Genomic DNA, 26698 nt, shown 5'->3' with positions numbered 1-26698 from the left:
GGTCCGGCTGTGCTTGCTCGCGCAGTTCCCCGCGCCCCTTGGTTTGTGCGGCTTCTTCCGCGAAAAGAGGGTCACCGACCAGGGGGCGCGTGGGGGCACCTCCCAGCCGCCAGGCTGGGGGAGAACTGCGCGAACGGCCACCGCGGACCGCAAGGTCCCTCAACCGGCAGGACGGGGCAGCCGGGAGGGTCAGGGCACCCTAGCGGGAGGGCCGGACGAGGCCACGGACCTCGCCGAGGCCGATACGGGACCCGTTCGGCCCGGTCGCACTCCCGGAGATGACCACCTCATCGCCGTCCTGGAGATAGGACCGCTCCGTGCCGTCGGGGAGCCGCAGCGGCTCCTCCCCGTTCCAGGAGAGTTCGATGAGGGCGCCCCGGGTGTCCCGCTCGGGCCCGCTGACGGTGCCCGAGCCGAGCAGGTCGCCCGCGCGAAGGCTCGCCCCGTTGACGGTGAGGTGCGCCACCATCTGCGCGTACGTCCAGTACATCGTGGCGAAGGGCGGCCGGGAGACGACGTGCCCGTTGAGCCCTACCTCCAGCGCGAGGTCGAGCCCCGAGGGCCGCGCGGCGCTGTCGTCGAGGTAGGGCAGCAGGGCCGGGTCGCGCGGCGGCGGTGACGTACGGGCGTGCCCGAGGGCGTCCAGCGGCACCACCCACGCGGAGACCGACGTGGCGAAGGACTTGCCGAGCATGGGGCCCAGCGGGACGTACTCCCATGCCTGGATGTCGCGCGCCGACCAGTCGTTGAGCAGGCACAGCCCGAAGACGTGGTCGTCGGCGTCGGCGAGGGCGACGCGGTCGCCCTGCGCGGAGGGCGACCCGACCACGAAGCCCACCTCGGCCTCGATGTCCAGCCGTACCGAGGGGCCGTAGGAGGGCGCCTGCTCGCCGGGATCCCGGCGCTGCCCGCACGGCCGCACGACGTCGGTCCCCGACACGACCACGGTGCCGGCCCGGCCGTGGTAGCCGATCGGCAGGTGCTTCCAGTTCGGCGGCAGCGCGGCCGAGTCGGGGCGGAAGATCCGGCCGACGTTCGAGGCGTGGTGCTCTGAGGCGTAGAAGTCGGTGTAGTCCGCCACGTCGAACGGGAGGTGCGCGACCACGTCCGCGAACGGGACCAGGCACGGCGCCACGGCGGCCCGGTACCGCTCCTCGGTCAGCCACGCGGTGACGGCGGCCCGCACCCGGGACCACGCCGGGCGGCCCGCCGCCAGCAGCGGGTTCAGCGACGGCGCGGCCAGCAGCGCCAGGAGGTCGACGGGCGCGCCGGTCGCAGCGGCGGCCGCGCCCGCGTCGAGGACGTGCTCCCCGAAGCGGATGCCGAGCCTGCGCCGCGGGTCGCCTGCCGTGGTGACGACGCCGTACGGCAGGTTGTGCACCCCGAACGGCGCGTCGTGCGGGACGTCGAACGGGTCGGCGGCAGTCAACGGACCTCCACGGCTCGGCGTGATCACGCACACGCCGGTCGCGCGCCGCTCACGCAGACGCCCCGAGAATACCGCCGGGGCCCTGCCCGGCAGCGGTACGTGCGGCGGGAACGGGTTTGGAGCTGCCCGCACCGCAAACGTAAAGTTCGCCCCATGAACGGTCGGGCAGGGCGGGGCCCGGCCACCCACGGGGATCACACGGAGAGCAGCGGTTTCATGACGGCGACCACACAGGACCTGTACGGCACCGGGCCCGACCCGGCCCCCGGCGGCGACGGCCTGCCCTCGGACGCGCTCGACGCTCCCGGTGTTCCCGGGGCTCCGGGCGTTCCCGGTGCTCGCGCCGCGGCCGGACCGCCGGAGGGCCCCGGCATCGACCCCGACCGCCTCGCCCTCTGCCTCGCGGTGCTCGCCGAGCTCGACGACCTCCCCGTCGACCACCCCGACGCCGTCGCCGTGCGCCGCGCCACCGCGGGCGTCTACCGCACGGTCAAGCAGCGCCGCCGCCAGGAGCGCCGGGCCGCCAAGACCGCCAACGACAAGGCGGTCACCGAGGCCACCGCCACCGGCGCCGCCGACCGGATCGACGACGAGACGCTCGGCATACACCTGACCACCTCGGTCACCACCGAGATCGCCGGCATCCTGGCGCGGCCCCGGTCGTGCTACGTCTGCAAGACCCGCTACGTCGAGGTCGACGCGTTCTACCACCAGCTCTGCCCGAGCTGCGCGGCCGAGAACCGGGCCCGCCGCGACGCCCGCACCGACCTCACCGGACGGCGCGCCCTGCTGACCGGCGGCCGCGCCAAGATCGGCATGTACATCGCGCTGCGGCTGCTGCGCGACGGCGCCCACACCACCATCACCACCCGCTTCCCGAACGACGCGATCCGCCGCTTCAAGGCCATGCCGGACAGCGCGGACTGGCTGCACCGGCTCAAGGTCGTCGGCATCGACCTGCGCGACCCCGCCCAGGTCGTCGCCCTCGCCGACTCGGTGGCCGCCGCCGGGCCGCTGGACATCCTCATCAACAACGCGGCCCAGACCGTACGCCGCTCGCCGCGCGCCTACAGCGAGCTGGTCACCGCCGAGAGCGCGCCGCTGCCCGCGGGCGAGCTGCCCGCCGCCGAGGTGTTCGGCGCGTACGGGTCGGGCGCGCAGACGGCCGCCGCGCTGCCCTCGCCGCGCGGCGAGCTGCTCACCCCCGACGAGATCACCGGCCTCGCGCTGGTCAGCGGCTCCGCCTCGCTCGCCCGGATCGAGGCGGGCACGGCCATCGACGCCGGCGGCCTCGTGCCCGACCTGGACCCCAGCAACACCTGGGTGCAGACCGTCGGCGAGGTCGACCCGATCGAACTCCTCGAAGTGCAACTGTGCAACGTCACCGCGCCGTTCGTGCTGATCAGCCGGCTGCGCCCGGCGATGGCGGCCGCCGCGGCACGGCGCAAGTACGTGGTCAACGTCTCCGCGATGGAGGGCCAGTTCAGCCGCGGCTACAAGGGACCCGGCCACCCGCACACCAACATGGCCAAGGCCGCGCTGAACATGCTCACCCGCACCAGCGCGCAGGAGATGCTGGAGACCGACCGCATCCTGATGACGGCCGTCGACACCGGCTGGATCACCGACGAGCGGCCGCACCCCGACAAGGTCCGGCTCGCCGCCGAGGGCTTCCACGCCCCGCTCGACCTGGTCGACGGCGCCGCGCGGGTCTACGACCCCGTGGTGCGCGGCGAGCAGGGCGAGGATCTGTTCGGCTGCTTCCTGAAGGACTACCGCCCCTCGGCATGGTGAGGGGCGGCGCCCCGCGGGGTACGGCTCCGCGGGGCGCGGCTTCGCGGGGCCTGAGCCGCCGGCCCGGTGCGACGTGGGGGCGTTCACCCGGCCGTCACGCAGGGCCTACTTGTCATGTTCGCGATACCCGCTAGCGTATGGGCCTGCCAGGTCAGCACGTTCCGCCTCTCCCTCACCGCAGGAGGCCCCGTGTCCCACCGTCCCCGCAGGTACGCCGTCGCCACTCTCGCCGCGGCCGCCGCGCTCGTGGTCGCGGCCCCGGCCGCGCACGCCAGCGGCACCAAGATGACCCAGTCCGCGGCAGCGGCCAAGCTGTCCGCCGCGGGCATCACCTGGAGTTCGAGCGGAAACTGCACCACCCGCTCCAACTCGACCTGTACGTCCTTCGACCAGATCAACTCCGGCACGGTGAACGCCATGATCACGCTGAAGGGGGCCAGCGGCTGCGCGATCAACATCACCGGCGGCACGGAGGTCGGCCACGCGTCCGGCACCTACAGCCACTACAACGGCTACAAGGTCGACCTGTCGCACAACTCGTGCATCGACAACTACGTGCACAACAGCTTCACGTACATCGGCTACCGCGCCGACGGCTACCCGCAGTGGGAGGCCGCCTCCGGCAACCTGTACTGCGACGAGGGCAACCACTGGGACGTCACGGTCTACTGAGCGCGCGACGGGCGGGGCACGACGTGTGACGGGCGCGGCCGGACCGGCCGCGCCCGTCGCGGCGCTACGGCCGGAGCACGATCTTGCCGTGGGTGTGCTGCCGCTCCAACTCCCGGTAGGCGTCCCGCACCTGCTCCAGCGGGTAGGTGCGGGCGATCGGCACGTCGAGTTCCCCGCGGGCGGCCAGCCGGGCGAGCCGCCCGACCACGACCGCGCACGCCGCGGAACCCTCGCCGTACGTCCGCGCGCCGACCTTGGCCGCGGCCTGCCAGTCGCGGATCGTGTTGATCCGCTCGGGCCGCACGCCCAACTCCACCGCCAGCTCGACGTATCCGTCGCCGAACGTGTCGATGAACGCGTCGACCCGCCCGCCGGCGGCCTGCCGGATCCGCTCGGCCACGCCCTCGCCGTACGCGACCGGGACCACCCCGTGGTCGGCCAGCCAGGCGTGGTTGCGCTCGCTCGCCAGCCCGATCACCGTGGCGCCGTGCCGCCGTGCGAGCTGCACCGCGAGCGATCCGACGCCGCCCGCCGCAGCGGACACCACGACCGTGTCGCCCGGGCCGGGGTCCACCGCGAACACCGTCGCGTACGCGGTCGTGCCGGCCACGTACAGCGAACCGGCGACGTCCCAGGGGAGGTTCTCGGGTCGGGAGACCACGTTCACGTCCTCGACCACGACGAACTCCGCGTGGCTCGCGCGCTGGTGGGTGAAGCCGAGGATGTCGTCGCCGACGGCGAAGCCGCGGACTTCGGGGCCCGTCTCCACCACGACCCCGGCGAGGTCGCTGCCCTGGCCCGTGGGGAAGGTGGCGGGCCAGCGGCCGTGGCGGGCGCCCTCGCGGATCATCACCTCGCCGGGCTGGATTCCCGCGGCGCGTACTTCGATCAGCATCTGCCCGGGGCCGGGCGCGGGCCGTCCCACTTCTTCGACCTGGAGGACATCGATTCCGCCGTACGCGTGGAACCGCACAGCCTTCATGGAGGGGGCCTCTCTTCTGGTACGGGCTTTCTTGTACGGGCTCGCGGGGGTGGTCGTGCTTCGCGTCCAACTGTGCGGTCGGGAAGGGGTATTCCCGGGGGCCCCGACCCACCGGGGTGGTCTCGTCGGCCGGTTGAGGGACCACCTGTCGGTGGTGGGTTGCTCGCGCCGTTCTCCCCCCAGGGCTTCGCCTGGTAGGTGCCCCCACGCCCCCCTGTACGTGCGGGTGCTTCCGGAGGCTTGGGTCAGGGGGGTGGGGCGGTGCTGTCGCGGACGACGAGCTCGCTGGCCACTTCGACGCGGGTGGTCTCGGGGGCTCGGCCGGAAAGGAGTTGGAGGACCATGCGGGTGGCGACCGCGGCCATTTCGGGGAGGGGGGTGCGGACGGTGGTGAGGCGGGGGGTGACCCAGTCCGCGAAGTCGAGGTCGTCGAAACCCACCACGCTGAGGTCGGCGGGCACGCGCAGCCCGAGGTGGTCGGCGGCGCGGTAGGTGCTGAGTGCCTGCTGGTCGCTGCCGGCGAAGATCGCGGTGGGGCGGTCGGGCAGCCGCAGGAGGTCCAGCGCGTGCCGGAAGGCGGGTTCGTGCGAGAAGTCGCCGTAGCGGACCAGTGCCGGGTCGAACGGCAGCCCGGCCTCGTCGAGGGCCGAGCGGTAGCCGTCGACCCGGGCCCGGGAGGCGAGCCGGCCGGGTGGCCCGCCGATCACCGCGACCCGGCGGTGGCCGAGCCGGACCAGGTGCCGGGTCGCGGCGAGGCCGCCCGGCCAGTTGGTGGCGCCCACCCAGGGCACGCCGGGCGGCGGCTCCTCCGCGGGCGCGATCAGCGCGAACGGCAGCCCCAGCCGGCGCAGTTCCTCCCGCTGCGGTTCGGACAGCCCGGGCACGACCAGGACCGCGCCGCGGGTCGGCCGGTTGGCCAGCGCCTCCAGCCAGTGCCGGGACGGCCCGTCCCCGTCGCCCGGGCCGTGCACCGCCGAGACCACCAGCCCCATGCCGACCGCGTGCACGGCCTCCTCCGCCCCGCGGACGAGCTGGACCGCCCACGGGCCGTCCAGTTCCCCGATCACGAAGTCGATCAGCCCGCCGGCCGCCAGCGCGGTCGGCGCGGCCCGCCCGCGCGCCGCGTTCGCGTAGCCGTGCTGCTCCAGCAGCCGCTGCACCCGCGCCCGGGTCCGCGCGGCGACGTCCGAGCGGCCGTGCAGCACCTTCGACACCGTCGACACGGACACGCCCGCCTCGGCGGCCACCCGCGCCAGCCCGCCGGCAGCACCCGTCCCGTCGGGTTCCGTGTCCCGTGCCATCGTCTCCCCGCCCTCCGCCCGCCGTGTCCGTCCGAGAAGTATCGCGAACGCGGGCCGCGGACCGCGCCGGGCGGTCCGGCGCGGCGTGACCGTCGGGGCTGTCGCCGACCGGCCCCGGCCCGGGTCGCGGTGCCCTACCGTGGGGGAGCGGGGTGACGCACGGCGAGCGGGACGGGGTGGGGCGGGTGGAAGCCGAACTGGCCGGGCTGGCGTCCTCGGGGGCGACCGCCCTGGTGGGGTTGATGGTTTCCGACGCGTGGGGCCAGGTGCGCGGGCGGCTGGCCGCGTTCTTCGCCCGGGGCGGTGACCCTGGCGGGATCGACCGCCAACTCCAGGACTCCCACGCTGCGTTGGTGGGGGCGCGGGAGGCGGGTGACGAGGACACCGCCGCCGACGTGGCCGACGAGTGGCGGGCCCGGCTGCGCCGCGTGCTGCGCGCGGACCCGGGCGCCGCCGACGAACTTCGCTCGCTGCTCGCCGAGTTGGCGCCCGGGACGTCGGGTGGCGGGGTCTCCATCGTGAACAACTCGGTCAGCGGCGGCATCCACCACGGGATCATCCAGGGCCGGGACTTCCTCGGTCCCGCCACCGCTCACGACGATCATCCCCCGGCGCCGCCCACGGGGTAGGCCGGCCGGCGCCATCCGGTCGCGTCGTGGCCTGGAGCCGGCCTTGCCGGCAGCCCGAGGCGCCCTTGTCGGCGAGGCGGGTCGGGGCGCAGGGTGGAGGGCACGCGGCGGGTCCCGCGGGGCCCCGCGCGGACGGCAAAGGGGGTCGGCTGCATGACGAACGGCAGTGCGCGGCAGGCGGGTTGGGAGTTCACCGACGACCGGGGCAGCACGGCGTCCGGTGCCGGCGGGACGCCGCGGGTGGTGGCGTACGTACGCGCCGGGGCCGCGCTGTGGGAGCACGGCCTGCGGCCGGTGGCGGTGTACGGCTCGGGCCACGACAGCGGCGCGGAGGCCGACCCGGCGAAGCTCGGCGGGCTCGATCCGGCGCAGGTGGCCTACCTGGGCGGGGGAGCGGACGTCGCCGAGGAGGCGCTGCGCGCGCTGGACCCGGACGTGGTCGTGGACGTGACGTACGACGGGAAGGCGCCGTACGCGCTCGCGGAGTCCGTCGCGGAGGCGGCGGGCGTGCCGGTGCTGGCGCTCGGCGTCGGCGGGGAGGCGTCGCTGCGGACCATACTCGGTCGGTTCGCCGCGCTGGCCGTCGCGCTCGGCGCGCAGATCGGCTCGGCGGGCGCCGAACTCGCTGCGGCCGAGGAGGAGTTGCGGCTGGTCGCGGTCGGTGGCGGTACCGCGCAGGTGGTCGCCCTGTCGCCGGCCGGTCCCGAGCAGGTGCACCTCGCCCGGCCGAGTACCTGGCCGGAGTTGCGGCACCTCGCCGACCTCGGGGTGCGGATGGCCGACCCGGGCCCCGGTCCGGGCGTCAACTGGCGTACCACCGACTGGGACCAGGCGCTCGCGGCGGTCGGCGGCGCAGGAGTGGTCCTCGCCGACACCCGGGCGAACGCCGTCCCCCTGTCCGCACTCGCCGGCGTGCCCGCGTGGGAGCGGCTGTCCCTGACCGCGCAGGTGCTGCCCTGGAACCCCGAACTGCCGCCGGCCCCGGGCGCGTACGCCGGTTTCCTGCGTGCGGTGGCGGGTGCGCTGCGGGCTCAGGGTGCCCGCGCGCGCTGAGCCGGTCGCCCGTGGTCACGGTGCCCGGTCGGCCCCGGTCCACCCGATGACCCGTGCGGGCGCCACCCGTTGGTGAACGGGAGGCGCCCGCCGCCGTGCGGAACCGGGCCGCGGCGCCGGGTGGGTCAGCGGGTGGCCGGCGCCTCCCGCTCGACGCCGTCCCCGCCCGAACGGCCGACCGCAGCGGTGTCGTCGGGGCCGTTGCCCCCGTCCTCACCCGCGGCCGGCGGCCGGGCCCGGCCGAGCGCGCCCGGCGCCCACAGCCGCCGCCCCAGCAGCATCGACGCCGAGGTCACCAGGAAGGTGCGGACCACGAACGTGTCCAGCAGCACCCCGACGGCGATCACGAAGCCCAGCTCGGCCAGTTGCACCAGCGGCATGTTCACCAGCACCGAGAACGTCGCGGCCAGCACGATGCCCGCCGAGGTGATCACGCCGCCGGTGGTGCGCAGCGCGCTCAGCGTGGCCTGCCGCGGCGGCGCGCCGTTCAGCGCCTCCTCCCGCATGCGGTGCATCAGGAAGATGCCGTAGTCGACCCCCAGCGCGACCAGGAACACGAAACTGAGCAGCCCCAGCCCGGGGTCGGTGCCGTGGAAGCCGAGCACCGGACCGAAGACCAGGCCGCCGACGCCCAGCGCGGAGCCCCACACCGCGATCACCGCGGCGGCCAGCAGCAGCGGGGCGACCAGGCTGCGCAGCAGCAGGATCAGGATCAGCACGATCGCGGCCAGCGTGATCGGCACCACGATCTCGCGGTCCCGGCTGTTGGTGGACCGGAGGTCGATCTGCTGAGCGCTCGGGCCGCCGACGTAGGAGCCGTGCAGTTCCGCGCGCAGCCGCCTGATGGTCGCGGTCTCCGCGGCGGACTGCGGCGGGCCGGCCGCGGTGACGAAGAACTCGCTCCAGCCGCCGCCGGTCCGGCCCGGCCGGACCGTGACCACACCGACGGTGCCGCGGGCGGTGCGCTCGGCGGCGCTCGCGGCACCGGTGTGCGAGACCACCGTGATCGGCTGGCCGGACCGGTCCGGATACGCGGCGCCGAGGAGTTGCGCCGCCGCGATCGAGTCCGGCTTCGTGGCGAAGCTGTCCTGCTGCTTCAGGCTGCCGGGCAGATGCAGCACGCCCAGCGCCAGCGCGCCGAGCAGCACCACCCCGGACATCAGCACCGCCACCGGGCGGCGGCCGACGAGGCGGCCGATCGCGTCGAAGCCGCCGCGGCGCGGTGGCCTCGGCTCGCTGCCGGGCTCGGGGACCAGCGGCCAGAACACCCGCCGGCCCAGCAGCACCAGCAGCGCGGGCAGCAGCGTCACCATCGCGGCCAGCGCACTGGCCACCCCGACCGCGGCCGCCGGTCCCATGCCGTGGCTGCTGTTGAGGTCCGCCGCCAGCAGGCACAGCATCCCCGCGGCCACCGTGCCCGCGGACGCCGTGATCGCCGGCGCGCACCTGCGCAGCGCGGTGCGCATCGCGTCGTACGGCCGTGCGGTGCCGCGGAGTTCCTCGCGGTAGCGGGCCACCAGCAGCAGCGCGTAGTCGGTGCCGACGCCGAAGACGAGGATCGTCATCACGCCCGAGCTCTGGCCGCTGACGGTGATCCCGAACGCCCGGTTGAGCAGGTAGGTGACCGCCATCGACAGCACGTCCGCGGCGCCGGCGGCGAACAGCGGCACCAGCCACAGCGCGGGGCTGCGGTAGATCAGGATCAGCAGCACCGCCACCACCAGCACGGTGGTGTAGAGCAGCGGGCCGCCCAGCGAGCTGTAGACCTCCGACGCGTCGGCGTCCAGGCCGCCGGGGCCGCCGACCTTCACGGTCAGCCCGTGCCCGCCGGTGGCGATGTCCCGCACCCCGTCGACGAACGTCGTCTTCGCGTCGGAGTCCTCCCCGGGCTGGGTGCTGGAGACCGGGTACATCAGCGTGGTGCCGTCCTTCGACGGCACGCCCTCGGGCGCGGCGGCGCCACCGGTCAGCCGGAAGGTGCGGGCCAGGTCGGCGGTCTGCCCCGCCGCCGTGCGGCGGTCCGCGGCGGTGAGGCCGCCGTCACGGTGGTAGACGACCACCAGGTCGGTCGACTCGCCGCCCGGCAGCTCCTGCTGCACCTTCGCGACCTGGGTGGAGTCGGCGCTCGCCGGCAGGTAGTCCACGACGCTGTCGCGCTGCACGTCGCCCAGCCGCCCGGCCAGCGGCACCGCCACCGCCAGCACCCCGATCCACAGCGCCAGCACCAGCCACGGCAGGCCGCGTGCCCCTCGGCGGCCCCCCGCCGGTCCACCGGCCCGCGGCCCGGCACCCGCCTCCCACTTCGCTGCCCTCATCGTGGCCTCCTTCCGGCAGCGGTCGCTGCGTCCCTCGCCCGGGCTCCTGCCGCCCGCGTCTCCGGTCCCGTCCATCGTCTGCGGGCCGGACGCCCCGCTCGTCGCGCCGGGGACCGAATTCGCGCCGCCTCCCCAGCGCGTACCGGCGCCCGGATTACCCCCGCGGGAGTACGCCCGCGGGTGGCATCTGCTGCCCCACCTCCCGCCCCACCCGCGGACCCGGCGGGTGCCCCCACCTCGGCTCCTTGCCCCTCCGGGAGGTCTGTGTAAGCATACGAACATGAGTGAGCATGCTGATATGGACCCGGACCAGGACGAGGTGCTGCGCCACCGCGTCGGGTATGTCGCGCGCCGGTTCAACCAGGCGATCCGCACCCGGGTCGACGAGGGGCTGCGCCCGCTCGGCCTGACCGCCAGCCAGTACGCGGTCCTCGCGATACTCGACTCCTTCAGCGGCAGCACCAACGCGCAGCTCGCCCGCGCCCTGTCGGTGACCCCGCAGACGATGACCCGCATCCTCGGCGGCCTCGTCGGCAGCGGCCTGGTCGAGCGCGGGACGAGCACCCACCACGCCCGGGTCCGGCCGGCCCGGCTCACCGCGAGCGGCCGCGACCTGGTCACCCGCGCCCACTCCGTGGTCGACGCGGCCGAGGACCTGCTGTTCGCGCCGCTGAGCGCCGAGCAGCGCGCCCAGCTCCTCGACCACCTGTGGGCCTGCGCGGAGGCATCCCCGCGCTCCGCCGTCTTCGAAGGCTTCTAGCCGGCCCCGGCACGTCCCGGCCTCGGCTCGCCGGGGCCAGGCATGCCGGACCCGGCCCGGCCCCGCGGCTGAACTCCCTTACCCTCCAGCGACGTTGCGAAGGACCACCCATGCCCGCGACTCCCACCACCCCGCCACCCGTGGACACGCGGCGGCCCCATCCCTTCGCCGCCTCCCGCCCCGTCGGCCGGGTCGCGGTCCTGCGGCCCGTGGTCGTCGGGCTCGCCGTCGCCGCGGCGTTCGTGACCGTGTTCCTGGCCGCGCTGCACCATCCGCAGCCGCACGGCCTGCCGATAGCCGTGACCGGGCCGCGCCCGGCCGTCACCGCCGTCGAGCAGGGGCTCGACCGGCAGCAGCCGGGCGGCTTCCGGTTCACCCACTACGCCGACCCCGCGGCGGCGGTCACCGCCGTCCAGCACCGGGACATCTACGGTGCGCTGGACCTCAGCCACCCCGGCGCCGCGCACATCACCCTGGCCGGCGCGAACGGCCCCGGGGTGACGCAGACCCTGACCACCGCGTTCACCGGCTCGGCCCACCACGTCGGCGCCGCCGCGACCGTCACCGACACCACGCCGCTGCCGTCCGGCGACAGCCGCGGACTGGCCGTCTTCTACTACGTGTTCGGCGTCGCGCTCAGCGCCTTCCTGTTCGCGATGGCCTTCCACCAGGGCGCGGCCGGCGCCTCCCTGCTGGTCCGGGTGACCGTCCCGCTCGCGTTCGCCGTCGTCACCGGGGCGCTGCTGACCGCGGTCGCCGACGCCGGGTTCGACGCCGTCGCCGGCCACCCGTGGCAGGTCGCGGCGATCTCCGCGGCGATCTCGTACGCCGTCGCCACCGCGACCATGGCCCTCACCCGGGTCCTGCACGGCCTCGGGATCGGCGTGGCCGGCCTGATCTTCATCGTGATCGGGAACGCCACCAGCGGCGGCGCTCTGAACTGGCACTACCTGCCGGGCGGTTGGCGCTGGATCAGCCAGCTGCTGCCCGGCGGGGCGGGGGTGGGCGCGCTGGTCGACGTGGAGTACTTCGGCGCCCGGCACCTCGGGCCGCTGTTGCTGGCGCTCGGGGTGTGGATCGCGGCGGCGCTGCTGCTGCTCATCGCGCTGCCCGCGCTGCGGCTGGACGTGGTGCACCGCCGCCACGCCGCCGAACGCCGGGCCGCCGAACGCCGGGCCGCCGAGCACGCCGCCGCCGAGCGCGGTGCCGTACCCGGCCCCGTGCTCGGCGCCGGGTCCGTCCCGGCGGCGGGCGGCACGTCCTGACGGCCGGCGCACGCCCCGGCGACGGCTCAGCCGACCCAGCGCCAGTCGGCCACCTCGGGCAGGTCGACGCCGTGCGCGCGGATCCAGTCGTGGTGCCGTAGCCGGGCGTCCTCCATCAACTGCCGTACGGGGGCGGCCCGGACCGCGAGGCCCGGCACCCGGTCGATGACGTCCATGACCAGGCGGAAGCGGTCCAGGTCGTTGCGGACGACCATGTCGAACGGCGTGGTCGTGGTGCCGATCTCCTTGTAGCCGCGCACGTGCAGGTCGCGGTGGCCGGAGCGGCGGTAGGCGAGCCGGTGGACCAGCCACGGGTAGCCGTGGTACGCGAAGATGACCGGCTTGTCGGGCGTGAACAGGGCGTCGTACTGCGCGTCCGACATGCCGTGCGGGTGCTCCTTCTCCGGCAGCAGGCGGGCGAGGTCGACCACGTTGACCACGCGCACGGCGAGCTCGGGGAGATGGTGGCGGACCAACTGGGCCGCGGCCAGGACCTCCTGGGTGGGCACGTCGCCCGCGCAGGCGAGAACGACGTCCGGCTCGCGGCTGCCGTCCTCGGTGCCGGCCCACTCCCAGATGCCGGCGCCGCGGGCGCAGTGCGCGCGTGCGGCGTCCATGTCCAGCCAGGAGAAGGTGGGTTGCTTGCCGGCGACGATGACGTTGACGTAGTCCCGTGACCGTAGGACGTGGTCGGCGACGGACAGCAGCGTGTTGGCGTCCGGCGGGAAGTAGACGCGGACGACCTCCGGCGACTTGTTGAGGACGTGGTCGACGAAACCGGGGTCCTGGTGCGAGAAGCCGTTGTGGTCCTGGCGCCAGACGTGCGAGGTGAGCAGGTAGTTGAGGGAGGCGATCGGACGGCGCCAGGGCAGGGCGCGCGTGGTGCGCAGCCACTTGATGTGCTGGTTGACCATGGAGTCGACGATGTGCACGAACGCCTCGTAGCAGGAGAACAGGCCGTGCCTGCCGGTGAGCAGGTAGCCCTCCAGCCAGCCCTGGCAGGTGTGTTCGGAGAGGATCTCCATCACCCGGCCGTGCCGGTCCAGGTCCTCGTCGGTGGCCAGGGTGCGCTCCTGCCACGCCTTGCCCGAGGCGGCGTAGACGGCGTCGAGCCGGTTGGAGGCGGTCTCGTCCGGGCCGACCATCCGGAAGTCGCGGCGCTCCTCCGTGTCGGCCATCACCCGTTCCAGCAACCGGGCCAGCACCCGGGTCGGTTCGTGCGTCTCGGTGCCGGGCGCGTCGACCCGCACCGCGAAGCCGTCCAGGTCCGGGACGGGCAGGTCGCGCAGCAGCAGCCCGCCGTTGGTGTGCGGGTTCGCGCCGAGCCGGCGGTCCCCGGACGGCACGCAGGCGAGCACCTGCTCCCGCGGGCGGCCGGTGTCGTCGAAGAGTTCGGCAGGACGGTAGGACAGCAGCCACTCCTCCAACTGCCGCAGGTGGTCGGGATTGGTGCGCACTTCGGGCAGCGGCACCTGGTGGGCACGCCAGGTGCCCTCGACGGGAAGGCCGTCGACCTCGGCCGGACCGGTCCAGCCCTTGGGAGTGCGCAGCACGATCATCGGCCAGCGCGGGCGGCGGGCGCCGTCCGCCGAGGTGCCGGCGCCCTCCGCGCGGGCGGCCTGCTGGATCGCGGCGATCCGGTCCAGCGCGGCGTCCATGGCCGCGGCCATCGCGCGGTGCACGTCGGCGGGTTCGTCGCCCGCGACGTGGATCGGGTCGTGGCCGTAGCCGCGCAGCAGCGCGTCCAGCTCGTCCGACGGGAGCCGGGCCAGCACGGTCGGGTTGGCGATCTTGTAGCCGTTCAGGTGCAGGATCGGCAGGACCGCGCCGTCGTGGAGCGGGTCGAGGAACTTGTTGCCGTGCCACGAGGCGGCCAGCGGGCCGGTCTCGGCCTCGCCGTCGCCGATCACGCACGCGACGAGCAGGCCGGGGTTGTCGAACGCGGCGCCGTAGGCGTGCGAGAGGGCGTAGCCCAGCTCGCCGCCCTCGTGGATGGAGCCCGGGGTCTCCGGTGCGACGTGGCTCGGGACGCCGCCGGGGAACGAGAACTGGCGGAACAGCCGGCCCATGCCCGGGGCGTCCCGCGTGATGTCGGGGTACGTCCGGGTGTAACTGCCCTCCAGCCACGAGTTGGCCAGCACCGCGGGGCCGCCGTGCCCCGGGCCCCACACGCAGATCGCGTCCACGTCGCGGGCCTTCACCACGCGGTTGAGATGCGTGTGGACCAGGTTCAGGCCCGGGGAGGTACCCCAGTGGCCCAGCAGGCGCGGCTTCACGTGCTCGGGGCGGAGGGGTTCCGTGAGGAGGGGGTTGCCGTCGAGCAGGTAGATCTGGCCCACGGCCAGATAGTTCGCTGCGCGCCAGTGGGCGTCCAGCGCGGAGAGTTCCTCGTCGTTCAGACCGTTGGGCATGGGTGTCCTTCGGGGGGCGGCGTGGGGCTCGGGCACGTCAGCCTTACCCGCTCCGCGGGGGGTGGGCCGCCGACGTGCGCGCACTCCCTCCTTCCGGGTGCAGGTCCCTTCGGGGGGTCCTGGCCTCGCCGCGAGGGTTGCGGTGCGTTGCCGGCCGCGGGTCGGTGGGGGGCCTGTCGCTCGCCGCGACGGGTGCGGTGCGTTGCCGGCCGCGGGCCGGTGGGTGGCTTGTCGCGCAGTTCCCCGCGCCCCTGTGGGGCGCCGTGCTTGGTTGTGGTGTTCTTGTGCATGCGCGCTGTGCTTCGTGGGGGCTGGTCGCGCAGGTCACCGCGATTCGCTCGCTGCGAGGGTTGCGGTGCGTTGCCGGCTGGGGGTCGGTGGGTGGCTGGTCGCGCAGTTCCCCGCGCCCCTGTGGGGTGCTGTGCTTGGTTGTGGTGCTCTTGCGCATGCGCGCCTGACCACGCCGGAACTCGGTCGGCCCCGGAGGTCCCGATGTCCCAGCGGGCCCGCCCGACCGGCGCGGCCTGCTGGCCGCCGGAGCCGCCGGCGCCACGCTCGTCCGGCTCGCAGCCTGCGGCTACGAGGACGCGATCGCCGCGCTCGACGACTTCGAGAAGGCGCTCGCGTCGCTGTGAGGCCGCGGGTCGGCGCGGCGCGGAAACCCGGGCCCGCACGGGGTGGTCAGCGCGCGGTGAAGTAGGCGCCGGGGGTGCGGCCGGTCTCCTGGCGGAAGGCGGCGATGAAGGAACTCGGCGTGGTGTAGCCGACGTGGTGGGCGACCGCCGCGAGCGGGCGGTTGGCCGCCATGTGTTCCAGCCCCGCGCGCAGCCGGGCCCGGGTGCGCCACCGGCCGAAGGACATCCCGGTCTCCGCGCTGAACAGCCGGGCCAGCGTGCGGGCGCTGGCCCCGACCTCCCGGCCCCACTCCTCCAGCGGGCGGTGGTCGGCCGGGTGGGCGAGCAGCGACTCCGCGACCTGGCGGGCGCGCCCGTCCGCGGGCATCGGCAGCTCGATGGTGGTCACCGCCACCGGGCGCACCAGGTCGAACAGCACGGCCTCCGCCCGGGCGCGCGGCTCGGCGCCGAGGCCGGGGTCGGCCAGGTGCGTGATCAACTCGCGCAGCAGCGGCGGCACTCCGACCACCGTCGGCTGCGTCCAGCGGACCGGGCAGCGCTCCGGCAGCAGGTAGACGCTGCGCATCCGGGCCGGACGGGTCGCGCCGGTGCTGTGCCGCACTCCGGCCGGTATCCACAGCGCCAGCGTCGGCGGCAGCACCCACGAGTGGTCGCCGATGTCCACGGTGAGCACGCTCGCCGGGGACCACACCAACTGGTGGGTGGGGTGTTCGTGTTCGCCGAACCGCTGGCCGCGTGCCAGGTCGAAGTTGATCACCCGCAGGGCCTCGGCGGGCGCGGGCGCGGGGGGTGCGGAGTGCTGGCCGTTCGGCGACATGGTCATCGAACGTAGCGCATGACGGCCACGGCGGAAGGAGCGGACTCCCGCCGCGTGCGGGGCGGGAACCGGGGCACACGGTCGGCAAGGAGGTTGATGACCATGGGACCGTTGCTCGTCGTACTGTTGCTCGCACTGCTGCTGTTCGGAATCGGATTCGCCGTGAAGATCCTCTGGTGGGTCGCGGTGGTGGTGCTGGTGCTCTGGTTGCTGGGATTCCTGATCCGCCCGGGTTCCGGCTCCGGGAGAGGTCGCTGGTATCGGTGGTGACCCGCGCGAGACCGCGCCGGGCCCGGCCCCGACGGCACGGCCCGGTGCGGGTCGGGCCGCCGGGGCCCGGCCTTTACGGGGTCGGCCGGTGCGTACCCGGCCGGGTCGGGGCCGGTCATGCCGGCAGCCGTTCCCGGAGCCGGGCCAGCGCCTGGACCCGGTCGGCCACGGTGGCCACCGGGCAGCACCAGAAGCGGTTGCCCGCCTCGGCCGCGTCCGCGGGCGCGGCCGGGGCGGGCGGCGCCGCGGGGATCACGAACGCCAGGCCGCGGCAGCGTGCGACCAGTCGGGGCCTCAACTCCTTGATCGCACGCGCCTGATCGGCGGTTTTCGCGTCCTTCTCCCCGGTCGGCGCCGCGGTGCGGCTCATGTCGACCAGCGCGGCGAAGGGTTCCTGCCGGGCCGGCCCCTCCCGCAGCAGCCGAAGGATCGCGTCGCGTGCCTCGGAGGCCGTGACGTCTCCCACGTCGAGTACGGCCGGCGGCCACGCAGAGAGGTCCGCCGGATCCGCCAGGTCCGCGCCCGATGCCTCGGCTGCGTCGTGCGGGTCGGCTGTCTCGATCGGATGGGCCGCCATGTTCGCATCTGCCGCCTCGTTCGGATCCGCCGGCTCCGGCGCCCCTCGCGGGTCCGTCGCGTGCGCGTCCACAGGTCCGGGCCGCCTCTGCGGTCGTCGACTCCCGTGCGCGGCCGCCCGGTTCAGGCCCGCGGGGCCCGAGGGGGACGCACCCTCCCGATCGGAAAGTAAGGGTAGCCTAACCTACGCGCGGTTGGCGGTGGCAGCCCCGCGGGGAGCCCGCTCCTCGTGGGCCTCGGCGACGTCGAACGGCACGATCGTGGCGACGACGTCGGGCAGCCGCCCGACGGCGCGCGCGATGTGGTCGGCGGTGCGCCGGTGCAGCAGGCGGCCCAGGACGGGGGAGTAGTTGCGCTCCGGGATCAGCAGCGTGACCTGGGCGCGCTGCTCGCGGATGCGCCGGTCGACCAGTTCGAGCACCGACCGGCTGATCCGGCGGTCGGGGCACTCCACCATCTCCAGCGGCAGGTCGCCGACCTCGGTGCGGTTCCACTGCGCCGCCAGTCGCTTCGCCTCCTGGGCGTCCACCATGACGTGCACGGCGCGGATCTCGTGCGGCCGCAGCGCGCGGGCGTACCGGATCGCCTTGAGCACGGCGAGGTCGACCCGGTCCACCAGGATGTACATCACCTGGCTGGTCGAGCGCGGCTGCGTGGCGTCGGCGGGCGCTGCCGCGAGCGCGGCGGCCTCCTCGCGGTAGCGCTTGTTCACCTTGATCAGGGCCCACACCCCGATCGGGAAGACCAGGACCACCACCCACGCGCCCTCGGTGAACTTGGTGACCGCGAAGATCAACGCGACCAGCAGCGAGACGCCGCAGGCCAGCCCGTTGAGGGCGACCTTCGCGCGCCACTTGCCGTCCCGCCGGGTCCAGTGGTGCCTGACCAGGCCGGCGCCGGCCATCGTGAACCCGGAGAACACCCCGATCGCGTACAGCCCGACCAGCGCGTTCAGGCTGCCCTTCGTGGCGATCAGCAGCGTCAGGGACACCACCGTCAGCACCACGATGCCGTTGGAGAACGCCAGCCGGTGGCCGCGCCGGGTGAGCTGGCGGGGCAGGAAGGAGTCCTCGGCGACGAAGCTGGCCAGGAACGGGAAGCCGTTGAAGGACGTGTTGGCGCCGGTGTAGAGGATCAGCGCGGTCGCGAGCTGGACGAAGACCAGGCCCGCGGTGCCGTACCAGTTGCCGCCGAAGGCCCAGCTCGCCTCCTGCGAGACGACGGTCGGGGTCTGCGCGACGTACGGCGTGGCGTGGGTGATGTGCGCGAGCAGGGACACCCCGAGGACGCCGGTGCCCAGGATGCAGGACATCGCGACCATGGTGCGGCGGGCGTTGGGGCCCTGCGGGCTGCGGAAGGCGCTGACGCCGTTGGAGATCGCCTCCAGGCCGGTCAGCGACGAGCCGCCGTTGGCGAACGCGCGCAGCAGGATCAGCAGCGAGGCACCGTAGAAGAAGCCGTGGGTGTCGGTACCGAGACCGACCATGCCGGGGGTGTGGACGTCGATGCGGGAGTGGTCGCCGAGCAGGAAGCGGGTGAAGCCGGTGACGATCAGCAGCGCCATCGCGGCGATGAACAGGTAGGCGGGCAGCGCGAAGGAGCGGCCCGCCTCGCGGATGCCCCGCAGGTTGCCCCAGCACAGCAGCAGCACCACGGCGACGGTGATGAACAGCTTGTTGTCGTCCAGGGCGGTCAGGCGGGCGTCCCCCCACATCAGGTGGATCAGGGACACCAGGGCGTCGGTGCCGGCCGCCGCCTGGACCGCGACCGTGACGATGTAGTCGATCAGCAAAGCCACCGCGGCGACCTGGGCTATTCGCGGTCCGAAGTTCTCCCGGGCCACCACGTAGGACCCGCCGGCCCGGGTGTAGGCCATGACCACGTCCCGGTAGGACAGCGTCAGCAGGAGCAGCACGCACAGGATCGCCGCGGTCAGCGGGATCAGGGCGGTGAACGCGGCGACGCCGATCGCCGGGATGAGCACCACCAGCATCTGCTCGGAGCCGTACGCCATCGAGGAGATGCAGTCCGAGGCGAGCACGCCCAGCGCGATCGGGTTGGACAGCCGCTCGCCGCCCAGCTGCTCGGTGACCAGTGGCCTCCCCAGGAGGTGCTTCTTCACCCGGTAGCCGTAGCTCTCAGGGAGTGCCGCGGGCGCGGGTCGGGTGGAAGTCGACACCATGGGAGTCCGTTTCGGGAGAAGGGCGAGCCCCCATATCACTACTGCACGGAGTCGGGGCGAATCGGACATTCGGTGGCGCGGGGCGGGGATCTTAGCGCGTCCTTAACGCTTTCCGGTGTCGCGCTCCCCCACGGGCCCGGGTAGACCCCCGACATTGCCGTAGCCTCGCTGGTCGCAGGCGATGACGGGGTGATCGGCGCCCTATGCTCGATGGTGTCCACGACCGTCGGACACGAGGCCGGCGGACACGCGTACCGAGCGCGAGGGTGGTGTGACGGGAGAGGGAGAGGAACGGTGGCCACGCACGGCAGTCTGCGGATCTACCTGGGTGCCGCGCCTGGAGTGGGGAAGACCTACGCGATGCTCTGCGAGGCCCACCGCCGGGCCGACCGCGGCGCCGACGTGGTCGTCGCGTACGTCGAGGACCACGGCCGCCCCCGCACCCGCGAACTGCTCGACGGGCTGGAGATCCTCCCCCGGCGCACCCTCACCCACCGCGGCGCCGAGTTCACCGAGATGGACCTCGACACGGTGCTGGCCCGCAAGCCCCGGATCGCGCTGGTCGACGAACTCGCCCACACCAACGTGCCCGGCAGCCGCCACGCCAAGCGCTGGCAGGACGTCGACGAGCTGCTGCGGGCCGGCATCGACGTGGTCTCCACCGTCAACGTCCAGCACCTGGAGTCCCTGGGCGACGTGGTCGAGGGCATCACCGGCGTGCGGCAGCAGGAGACCGTGCCCGACGAAGTGGTCCGCCGGGCCGCCCAGATCGAGCTGGTCGACATGGACCCCGACGCGCTGCGCCGCCGCCTGGCACACGGCAACGTCTACACCCCGGAGAAGGTCGACGCGGCCCTGTCGCACTACTTCCGGCCGGGCAACCTGACCGCGCTGCGCGAGCTGGCCCTGCTGTGGACCGCCGACCGCGTCGACGAGTACCTGCTGCGCTACCGCGCCGAGCACGGCATCGCCGACACCTGGCAGACCCGCGAGCGGATCGTGGTCGGCCTCACCGGCGGCCCCGAGGGCGCCACCCTGATCCGGCGGGCCGCCCGGATCGCCGCGAAGGGCTCCGGCAGCGAACTGCTCGCGGTGCACGTGGTGCGTTCCGACGGCCTGGTCGGCGCGTCCGCCGGCGACCTCGGCACCCAGCGCAGGCTGGTCGAGGACCTGGGCGGCAGCTACCACTCCGTGCTCGGCGCCGACGTCCCCGCCGCGATGCTCGACTTCGCCCGCGGCGTCGACGCCACCCAGATCGTGCTCGGCTCCAGCCGCCGCAAGGCGTGGCAGTACTTCCTCGGACCGGGCGTCGGGGCCACCGTGGCCCGCGAGTCCGGTGACATCGACGTGCACATCGTGACCCACGAGCACGCCGCCGCCGGCCGCCCCCGGGTGCCCGGCCGGCTGCCGATCAGCCTGGGCCGGGCCCGCACCATCGGCGGCTGGCTGCTCGGTGTCGCCGGCCCGCCGCTGCTCACCCTGATCCTGCGCTCGGGCACCGACAGCCACGGCATCACCACGCCGCTGCTGCTCTTCCTCACCCTCACCGTCGTCGCGGCCCTCGTCGGCGGGGTCTTCCCGGCGATCGCCGCCGCCCTGCTCGGCACGCTCCTGCTCAACTACTTCTTCGCGCCGCCCACCCACACCTTCACCATCTCCGACCCGCAGAACCTGCTCTCGCTGGTGATCTTCGTCGCGGTCGGCATCGCGGTCGCCTCGGTCGTCGACCTCGCGGCCCGCCGCGCGCAGCAGGCCGCGCGCAGCCGCGCCGAGACCGAGATCCTCAGCTACCTCGCCGGTACCGTCCTGCGCGGGGAGGACGGCACCGACAGCATCGTCTCCCTGCTCGACCGGGTGCGGGAGACCTTCGCCATGGAATCCGCGGCGCTCCTGGAGGTCGCCTCGCCGGACACCTCCGAGGAGGGCGGAGCCGCCGCGACGGAGGGCGACGAGGGCGACGCCGACGCAGGCGACACGGACGCACGCGGCACGGACGAGCGCGGCACCGGCGCGGCGGGCGACAGCGGGCGGGTCCGTCCCGCGCAGGCGGGCGGCTGGCACACCGCGGCCTCGGTCGGGCCCGACCCCGCCACCGAGCCGGAGAACGCCGACGTGGAGGTGCCCGCCGGCGACCGGCTGGTGCTCGCGCTGAACGGTCGCGTGCTGCCGGCCCAGGACCGCCGGGTGCTGGTCGCGTTCGCCGCGCAGACCGCCGGGCTGCTGGAGCGCCGGCGGCTGTCCGAGCAGGCCACCCGGGCCCGCCGCCTCGCCGAGGGCAACCGCATCCGCACCGCGCTGCTGGCCGCGGTCTCGCACGACCTGCGCACCCCGCTGGCCGGGATCAAGGCCGCGGTCACCTCGCTGCGTTCCGACGAGGTCGACTGGAGCCCCGAGGACGAGGCGGAACTCCTCGCCGGCATCGAGACCGGCGCCGACCGGCTCAACCACCTCATCGGCAACCTGCTCGACATGAGCCGGCTGCGCACCGGCGCGGTCAACGCCCTGCTGCGCGACATCGCGCTGGAGGAGGCGGTGCCCGCCGCGCTCGCCGAGGTGCCGGCCGACGCCGTACGGCTCGAACTGCCCGAGGCGCTGCCGCTGGTGCACGCCGACACCGGACTGCTGGAACGGGCCGTCGCCAACGTGGTGGAGAACGCCGTGAAGTACAGCCCGCCCGGCCAGCCGGTGGTGATCAGGGCCGACCCGCTGCCGCTGCCGGACGGCACCCGCGTCGAGGTCCGGGTGATCGACCGCGGGCCCGGCGTGCCCGAGGACGCCAAGGACCTCGTCTTCGAACCGTTTCAGCGCTACGGCGACGCGCCCCCCGCCGGCACCGGGGTGGGCCTCGGCCTCGCCGTCGCCCGCGGCTTCACCGAGGCGATGGGCGGCACCCTCACCGCGGAGGACACCCCGGGCGGCGGCCTGAGCATGGTCTTCACCCTTCCCACCGCCCCCGGCGGCACCGCCGACCCCGACGTGCGAAAGGCAGTGCCCGAACGATGACCCGGGTCCTGGTAGTCGACGACGAACCCCAGCTCGTCCGAGCGCTGGTGATCAACCTGCGGGCCCGTCACTACGACGTCGACGCCGCCCCGGACGGCGCGAGCGCGCTGCGGCTGGCCGCCACCCACAACCCCGACGTGGTGCTGCTCGACCTGAGCCTGCCCGACATGGACGGCGCCCAGGTCATCCGCGGCCTGCGCGGCTGGACCCGGGTGCCGATCATCGTGCTGTCCGCCCGGCATGCCTCCAAGGAGAAGGTCCAGGCGCTCGACGCGGGCGCGGACGACTACGTCACCAAGCCGTTCGGCATGGACGAACTCCTGGCCCGGCTGCGCGCCGCGCTCCGCCGGGTCGAACCCGGCGGAGCGGGCGCCGACGACCAGGCCGTGGTCGTCACCGACTCCTTCACCGTGGACCTCGCCGCGAAGAAGGTGCACACCAGCGCCGGGTCCGACGTACGCCTCACGCCCACCGAGTGGCACCTGCTCGAGATCCTGGTCCGCAACCCGGGCCGGCTGGTCACCCAGACGCAGCTCCTCCAGGAGGTGTGGGGGCCGTCCTACCGCTCGGAGACCAACTACCTGCGGGTGTACCTCGCGCAGTTGCGCCGCAAGCTCGAACCCGACCCGGCCCGGCCGCGCCACCTCATCACCGAGCCGGGGATGGGCTACCGCTTCGAGCCGTAGCCGCGGCCTCCTGCACGTGGGTGCGCCCGGGCGCGCCCGCGGTCGTGGCGGCGAGGGCCCGCGCGAACCGGGTGTCCGGGGCGAGCGCGGCCACCGCCCGCGCGTCGGCCGCGGTGTCGACGTCCCGCAGCAGCGGGAGTTCGCCCACCCGCAGGCCCGCCGCGCGCAGCCGGTCGCGCTGGGCCCGCCCGGTCCAGGGCTTCGACATCGGTACCCCGCGCAGCAGTTCGGGGTCCGGGGCGGCCAGGCCGAGCGCCCAGAAACCGCCGTCCGCCGCGGGCCCGAACCACGCCGAGCACTCCCGCCACGCGAAGGCGTCCACCGCCGGCCCCAGCAACTCCGGGGTGAGCTGCGGGGTGTCCATCCCCACCAGCACCGCCGGACCGCGGCACATCCCGAACGCCGCGGCCAGCCGCTCGTCCAGCCCGCCCGCCACCTGCGGCACCACCTCGAACCCCGGTGGCAGCCAGGGCCCGGGCGCCCCCTCCAGGACCAGCACCCGGCGCCGCGCGGGCGTGCGCCGCACGGCGGCCAGCGTGTCGGCGAGCGCGGCCCGCGCCAACTCCGCTGCTTCGTACGGAGTATGAGGTGGCGTCAGCCGTGTCTTGACCCGCCCGGGCACGGGCTCCTTGGCGATCACCAGCAGGGTCGTCATCGCGCGCCCGCCCGCCGTTCCACCGGGCGGGCCGTGCCCGGTGCCTGGCCGCGGAGCCCGGCATGCGCGAACTCCCTCACCCCGGCGTGGAATTCCACCTCCGGGCGCCAGCCGAGCTCGTCCCGCAGCCGGGCCGAGGACGCGGTGATGTGGCGGACGTCGCCGAGCCGGAACCCGCCGGTGACCACGGGCGCCGGGCCGCCGTGCGCGTCCGCGAGGGCCGCGGCCATCTCACCGACGGTGTGCGGGGTGCCGCTGCCGGTGTTGAAGGCGCGGAAGGTACCCGGCGCCCGGGCCGAAACGGACTCCAGCGCCAGCACGTTGGCCGCCGCCACGTCGCGCACGTGCACGAAGTCGCGGCGCTGGCCGCCGTCCTCGAAGACCCGGGGCGCCTCGCCACGGGCGAGCGAGGAGCGGAAGAAGGAGGCCACACCGGCGTAGGGGGTGTCCCGTGGCATGCCGGGCCCGTACACGTTGTGGTAGCGCAGCGCGACCGCCCGGCCGCCGGTGGCACGCGCCCAGGACGAGGCCAGGTGCTCCTGGGCGAGCTTGGTCGACGCGTAGACGTTGCGCGGGTCGGCCGGCGCGTCCTCGTCGACCAGCCCGGGGGCCAGCGGCGCGCCGCAGGCCGGGCAGGGGGGTTCGAAGCGGCCCGCGGCCAGGTCCTCGGCCGCGCGGGGCCCCGGCACGACCCGGCCGTGCCGGGCGCAGTCGTACCGGCCCTCGCCGTAGACCACCATCGACCCGGCGAGGACCAGGTCGCGCACCCCCGCCGCGGCCATCGCGGCGAGCAGCACCGCGGTGCCGAAGTCGTTGCAGTCGGTGTAGGCGGGCGCGTCCGCGAAGTCCTTGCCGAGGCCGACCATCGCCGCCTGGTGGCACACCGCGTCGACGCCCCGCAGGGCCGCCGCGACGGCGGCGCCGTCCCGCACGTCGGCATGCAGCCGGTCCGGGCCGGGGAAGGACGGCGGCGGTACGGGGTGGGCGGAGGGCAGCAGGGCGTCGAGGACGACCGGCTCGTGCCCGCGGGCGGTGAGTGCGGCGACGATGGGGGAGCCGATGAAGCCCGCGCCGCCGGTGACGAGTACGCGCATGCCGCCGACCCTAGGGTCGGCGGCGGGCCGCGGCACGGCGCCGTACGGCGACGTCACCGGTCCGTAAGGCCCTTGCGCCCCGGCCGCCGGGTCATCCGCCACCAGCGCACGGCGAAGAGCAGCGCGGAGGCGCCGAGCAGCCCGGCGGTGATCAGCACCCAACGCCCCAGGAACACCCCGGGGTCGAGCCCGGTCGCCTGCGCGTAGTGCGTCCTGACCCGGCTGATCAGCGGCCAGTACACGAGCAGGAGCAGCAGCGAGAGGAAGACGGGGACCCGGATGTGGTGGACGGCGGCGATCCGCAGGGCGGTACGGTCCCGGGCGGGCGGGTCCTCGGTCGCCCCCGATGGCTTGTGCGGTGCGGGGGGCGCCGACGGTCCGGGGCCCGGGGTGCGCAGTGCCCTGTGCAGGACCCAGTCCGCCACCGCGTAGAGCGGGACCAGGACCAGGTCGTGCAGCAGTGCCGCGCCCACCACCCACTTCGCGACGTCGAACCAGTCCCGTTGCAGCAGCCGCGCGGCCGCGTACCCGCACACCGCGAAGGACGCGAGAAGGACGAGGAGGTGCGCGGGGGAGGCCCCGTACACCACGCGGAACCGGGCGGCCGGGGAGCGGGTGCGCGGGGAGCGGGTGTCCCGCGAGCCGGGGGTGGGCGTGCGGGAGGACGGTGTACGGGCGTGCGGCGGGCGGTCGTTCACGTGTCGGCTCCGAACGTGGTCGCTCCGAAGGTGAGCCGGTGCACCCACTTGGTGTTCATCACCCCGGGCGCGTCCGGCACGATCACCCGGGCCGGGTAACCGTGGTCGTGCGACAACTCCGCGCCGTTGACCCGCAGCGCCAGCAGCGAGCGCGCGTCGCGGACCTGGTTGGCGCGCAGCGCGACCGCGCGGAAGGAACCGGACAGCTGCGCGGACTCCACGAACACCCCGGGCGGATCGGCGTGATGGCCGACCAGCGCCGCGAGGTCGGCCAGCCGCACCCCCTCCCAGTGCTGGTTGTCCGTCGACCAGCCCTCCACGCACGCGATCGGCAGCGCCGAGCCGTGCTGGGCCAGCGCGCGGACGTCGGCGAGGGTCAGCGACACCCGCCGGCCGTTGCCGTCGCCGTGTACTACCAACCGCCAGCCCTCGCCCACGTCCTGCGCCCTGATGTGCGCCAGGGCCGCGGTCTTGTTGATCGGGAAGCCGTTCGGGCCGGAGCCGGGGTCCCGCCCGTGCGGGGCGAGCAGCGCGGTCCTGCGCAGCGGCCCGCCGATGCTCTGCCCGGCCGTCACCACGAACAGGGCCACCGAGCCGAGCCCGACCATGCCGAGCGCCCCGCGCCGCGACATCGTCGGCCGCGCCGGGTGCGTGGACACCAGGCCGCTGTCGTCGGCGGGTTCGGGCACCGTCCGCGAGGTGGAGGTGCGCAGCTCCGCCCGGAAGTCCCGGCTGCGCAGGGCCCGTACGGTCCTCGGCAGCCGCAGCGCGACATGCGCGGCCACCGCGCCGAAGAACACCCAGGCGCCGTAGAAGTGCAGCGGGTAGAACGACCCCGGGAAGACGTAGTCCAGCTGGACGTTGAGCGCGCCGGTGACGAACTCGAACAGGCCGCCGCCCACCAGCAGGAGCAGCGACAACCGGTCCAGCGCGTGCGCGGGGGAGCGGACCGGCGGCAGCGCGAACAGCTTCGGTACCACCGACCACAGCTTCGCCAGCAGCACCGGCACCAGCACGATCCCGAGCGTCACGTGCACGCCCTGGTCGACGCGGTACAGCCAGTACGGACGGGTCGGCCACGCGAAGAGGTAGAAGCCCAGCAGCCCCTTCCCCGGCGTCTTGTCGTTGATCGGGGACAGGTTCGGGTTGTAGGCGGCGTACGACAGCAGGCCGGTGACGAACAGGACGGGGATGCCGACCAGCAGCACCAGCCCGAACACCGAGGTGAGCCACGGGCCGCGCAGGGGGCTGCGCCACGGACCCGCGGGGAGGCGGGAGACGAGGCCGGCGAGGCGGGGAGGGGCTGCGCGGGCGGCCGGCGCTCGCCCGAACGCGGCTCCGCGGTGGGGTGGTTGCTCCGGCGGCGGCCCGGCGGGCGGATGCGGGCCCGACGGCTCGGGAGGGGGGTTGGGGGGGACGTCCATGGCCCGGACCCTAGATCCGTACCGGGCCGGAACCACGGCTGCGACGT

21 protein-coding genes are annotated in these 26698 nt (G+C 74.6%); 9 read left to right on the top strand and 12 right to left on the bottom strand.

Going from position 1 to position 26698, the window contains the following annotated elements; translation table 11 throughout:
* Positions 1–199: 199 nt before the first annotated feature.
* On the bottom strand, positions 200–1429 hold the full coding sequence (fahA, locus tag C4U44_RS16475) for a fumarylacetoacetase (RefSeq protein ID WP_103886550.1): 1230 nt from the start codon (positions 1427–1429) through the stop codon (positions 200–202).
* A gap of 216 nt (positions 1430–1645) precedes the next feature.
* Here fahA and C4U44_RS16470 point away from each other — a divergent pair, with 216 nt between their 5' ends.
* Positions 1646–3223 carry an SDR family NAD(P)-dependent oxidoreductase gene (locus tag C4U44_RS16470; protein WP_103886549.1) on the top strand — a complete coding sequence of 526 codons (1578 nt, stop codon included), beginning with the start codon at positions 1646–1648 and terminating at the stop codon, positions 3221–3223.
* Between the two features lie 189 nt (positions 3224–3412).
* Complete coding sequence (locus tag C4U44_RS16465; protein ID WP_407642842.1) at positions 3413–3895, top strand: hypothetical protein; 483 nt, start codon at positions 3413–3415, stop codon at positions 3893–3895.
* A 64-nt stretch (positions 3896–3959) separates the two neighbouring features.
* Here C4U44_RS16465 and C4U44_RS16460 read toward each other — a convergent pair whose 3' ends face one another.
* Positions 3960–4877 (bottom strand): NADP-dependent oxidoreductase, encoded by a 918-nt coding sequence (locus C4U44_RS16460; RefSeq protein WP_103886548.1) that lies wholly within the window; start codon positions 4875–4877, stop codon positions 3960–3962.
* A gap of 245 nt (positions 4878–5122) precedes the next feature.
* Positions 5123–6178 (bottom strand): LacI family DNA-binding transcriptional regulator, encoded by a 1056-nt coding sequence (locus tag C4U44_RS16455; RefSeq protein WP_103886547.1) that lies wholly within the window; start codon positions 6176–6178, stop codon positions 5123–5125.
* Between the two features lie 152 nt (positions 6179–6330).
* Between C4U44_RS16455 and C4U44_RS16450 the strand changes: the two genes are divergently transcribed.
* Positions 6331–6807, top strand: coding sequence for a hypothetical protein (locus C4U44_RS16450; RefSeq protein ID WP_322973628.1), 477 nt, complete (start codon positions 6331–6333; stop codon positions 6805–6807).
* Between the two features lie 153 nt (positions 6808–6960).
* On the top strand, positions 6961–7860 hold the full coding sequence (locus tag C4U44_RS16445) for a TroA family protein (RefSeq protein WP_103886546.1): 900 nt from the start codon (positions 6961–6963) through the stop codon (positions 7858–7860).
* Between the two features lie 125 nt (positions 7861–7985).
* Here C4U44_RS16445 and C4U44_RS16440 read toward each other — a convergent pair whose 3' ends face one another.
* A complete protein-coding gene (locus C4U44_RS16440; protein WP_103886545.1) occupies positions 7986–10175 on the bottom strand; it encodes an MMPL family transporter in 2190 nt (729 codons plus the stop codon).
* A 280-nt stretch (positions 10176–10455) separates the two neighbouring features.
* On the opposite strand from C4U44_RS16440, the gene C4U44_RS16435 reads away from it, so the two are divergent.
* Together C4U44_RS16435 and C4U44_RS16430 are read left to right on the top strand one after the other, a co-directional pair.
* Positions 10456–10935: a MarR family winged helix-turn-helix transcriptional regulator gene (locus C4U44_RS16435; protein ID WP_103886544.1), complete on the top strand. Its 480-nt coding sequence runs from the start codon at positions 10456–10458 to the stop codon at positions 10933–10935.
* Positions 10936–11045: 110 nt separating this feature from the next.
* Entirely contained in the window at positions 11046–12200 is a 1155-nt protein-coding gene (locus tag C4U44_RS16430; RefSeq protein ID WP_103886543.1) for a hypothetical protein, read from the top strand.
* A gap of 26 nt (positions 12201–12226) precedes the next feature.
* On the opposite strand, the gene C4U44_RS16425 is transcribed toward C4U44_RS16430, so the two are convergent.
* Together C4U44_RS16425 and C4U44_RS16420 are read right to left on the bottom strand one after the other, a co-directional pair.
* On the bottom strand, positions 12227–14611 hold the full coding sequence (locus tag C4U44_RS16425) for a phosphoketolase family protein (RefSeq protein WP_103886542.1): 2385 nt from the start codon (positions 14609–14611) through the stop codon (positions 12227–12229).
* Positions 14612–15292: 681 nt separating this feature from the next.
* Positions 15293–16063 (bottom strand): AraC family transcriptional regulator, encoded by a 771-nt coding sequence (locus tag C4U44_RS16420; protein WP_103886541.1) that lies wholly within the window; start codon positions 16061–16063, stop codon positions 15293–15295.
* A gap of 102 nt (positions 16064–16165) precedes the next feature.
* Here C4U44_RS16420 and C4U44_RS16415 point away from each other — a divergent pair, with 102 nt between their 5' ends.
* On the top strand, positions 16166–16333 hold the full coding sequence (locus tag C4U44_RS16415; RefSeq protein WP_200823292.1) for a hydrophobic protein: 168 nt from the start codon (positions 16166–16168) through the stop codon (positions 16331–16333).
* Positions 16334–16448: 115 nt separating this feature from the next.
* Here the strand turns inward: C4U44_RS16415 and C4U44_RS16410 are convergent, their stop codons facing one another.
* On the bottom strand, positions 16449–16910 hold the full coding sequence (locus C4U44_RS16410) for a hypothetical protein (protein WP_103886540.1): 462 nt from the start codon (positions 16908–16910) through the stop codon (positions 16449–16451).
* A gap of 183 nt (positions 16911–17093) precedes the next feature.
* On the bottom strand, positions 17094–19091 hold the full coding sequence (locus tag C4U44_RS16405; protein WP_103886539.1) for an APC family permease: 1998 nt from the start codon (positions 19089–19091) through the stop codon (positions 17094–17096).
* Positions 19092–19385: 294 nt separating this feature from the next.
* Between C4U44_RS16405 and C4U44_RS16400 the strand changes: the two genes are divergently transcribed.
* Entirely contained in the window at positions 19386–22094 is a 2709-nt protein-coding gene (locus tag C4U44_RS16400) for a sensor histidine kinase (protein WP_235032130.1), read from the top strand.
* Complete coding sequence (locus C4U44_RS16395) at positions 22091–22780, top strand: response regulator (protein WP_103886537.1); 690 nt, start codon at positions 22091–22093, stop codon at positions 22778–22780. Before C4U44_RS16400 ends, C4U44_RS16395 begins: the two co-directional genes overlap by 4 nt.
* On the opposite strand, the gene C4U44_RS16390 is transcribed toward C4U44_RS16395, so the two are convergent.
* The 4 genes from C4U44_RS16390 to C4U44_RS16375 are packed head-to-tail and all read right to left on the bottom strand — an operon-like array spanning position 22743 to position 26651.
* Positions 22743–23435 (bottom strand): TIGR04282 family arsenosugar biosynthesis glycosyltransferase, encoded by a 693-nt coding sequence (locus C4U44_RS16390; protein WP_103886536.1) that lies wholly within the window; start codon positions 23433–23435, stop codon positions 22743–22745. The genes C4U44_RS16395 and C4U44_RS16390 overlap by 38 nt on opposite strands.
* Positions 23432–24529 (bottom strand): NAD-dependent epimerase/dehydratase family protein, encoded by a 1098-nt coding sequence (locus C4U44_RS16385; protein WP_103886735.1) that lies wholly within the window; start codon positions 24527–24529, stop codon positions 23432–23434. Before C4U44_RS16385 ends, C4U44_RS16390 begins: the two co-directional genes overlap by 4 nt.
* Positions 24530–24582: 53 nt before the next feature.
* Entirely contained in the window at positions 24583–25227 is a 645-nt protein-coding gene (locus C4U44_RS16380) for a hypothetical protein (protein WP_407642841.1), read from the bottom strand.
* Entirely contained in the window at positions 25224–26651 is a 1428-nt protein-coding gene (locus tag C4U44_RS16375; protein WP_103886535.1) for a molybdopterin-dependent oxidoreductase, read from the bottom strand. Before C4U44_RS16375 ends, C4U44_RS16380 begins: the two co-directional genes overlap by 4 nt.
* Between the last annotated feature and the right edge of the window lie 47 nt (positions 26652–26698).

The organism is Actinacidiphila yanglinensis, from assembly GCF_900107965.1.
Classification (GTDB): Bacteria; Actinomycetota; Actinomycetes; order Streptomycetales; family Streptomycetaceae; genus Actinacidiphila; species Actinacidiphila yanglinensis.
This window is presented reverse-complemented; position numbering and strand designations above follow the sequence as displayed.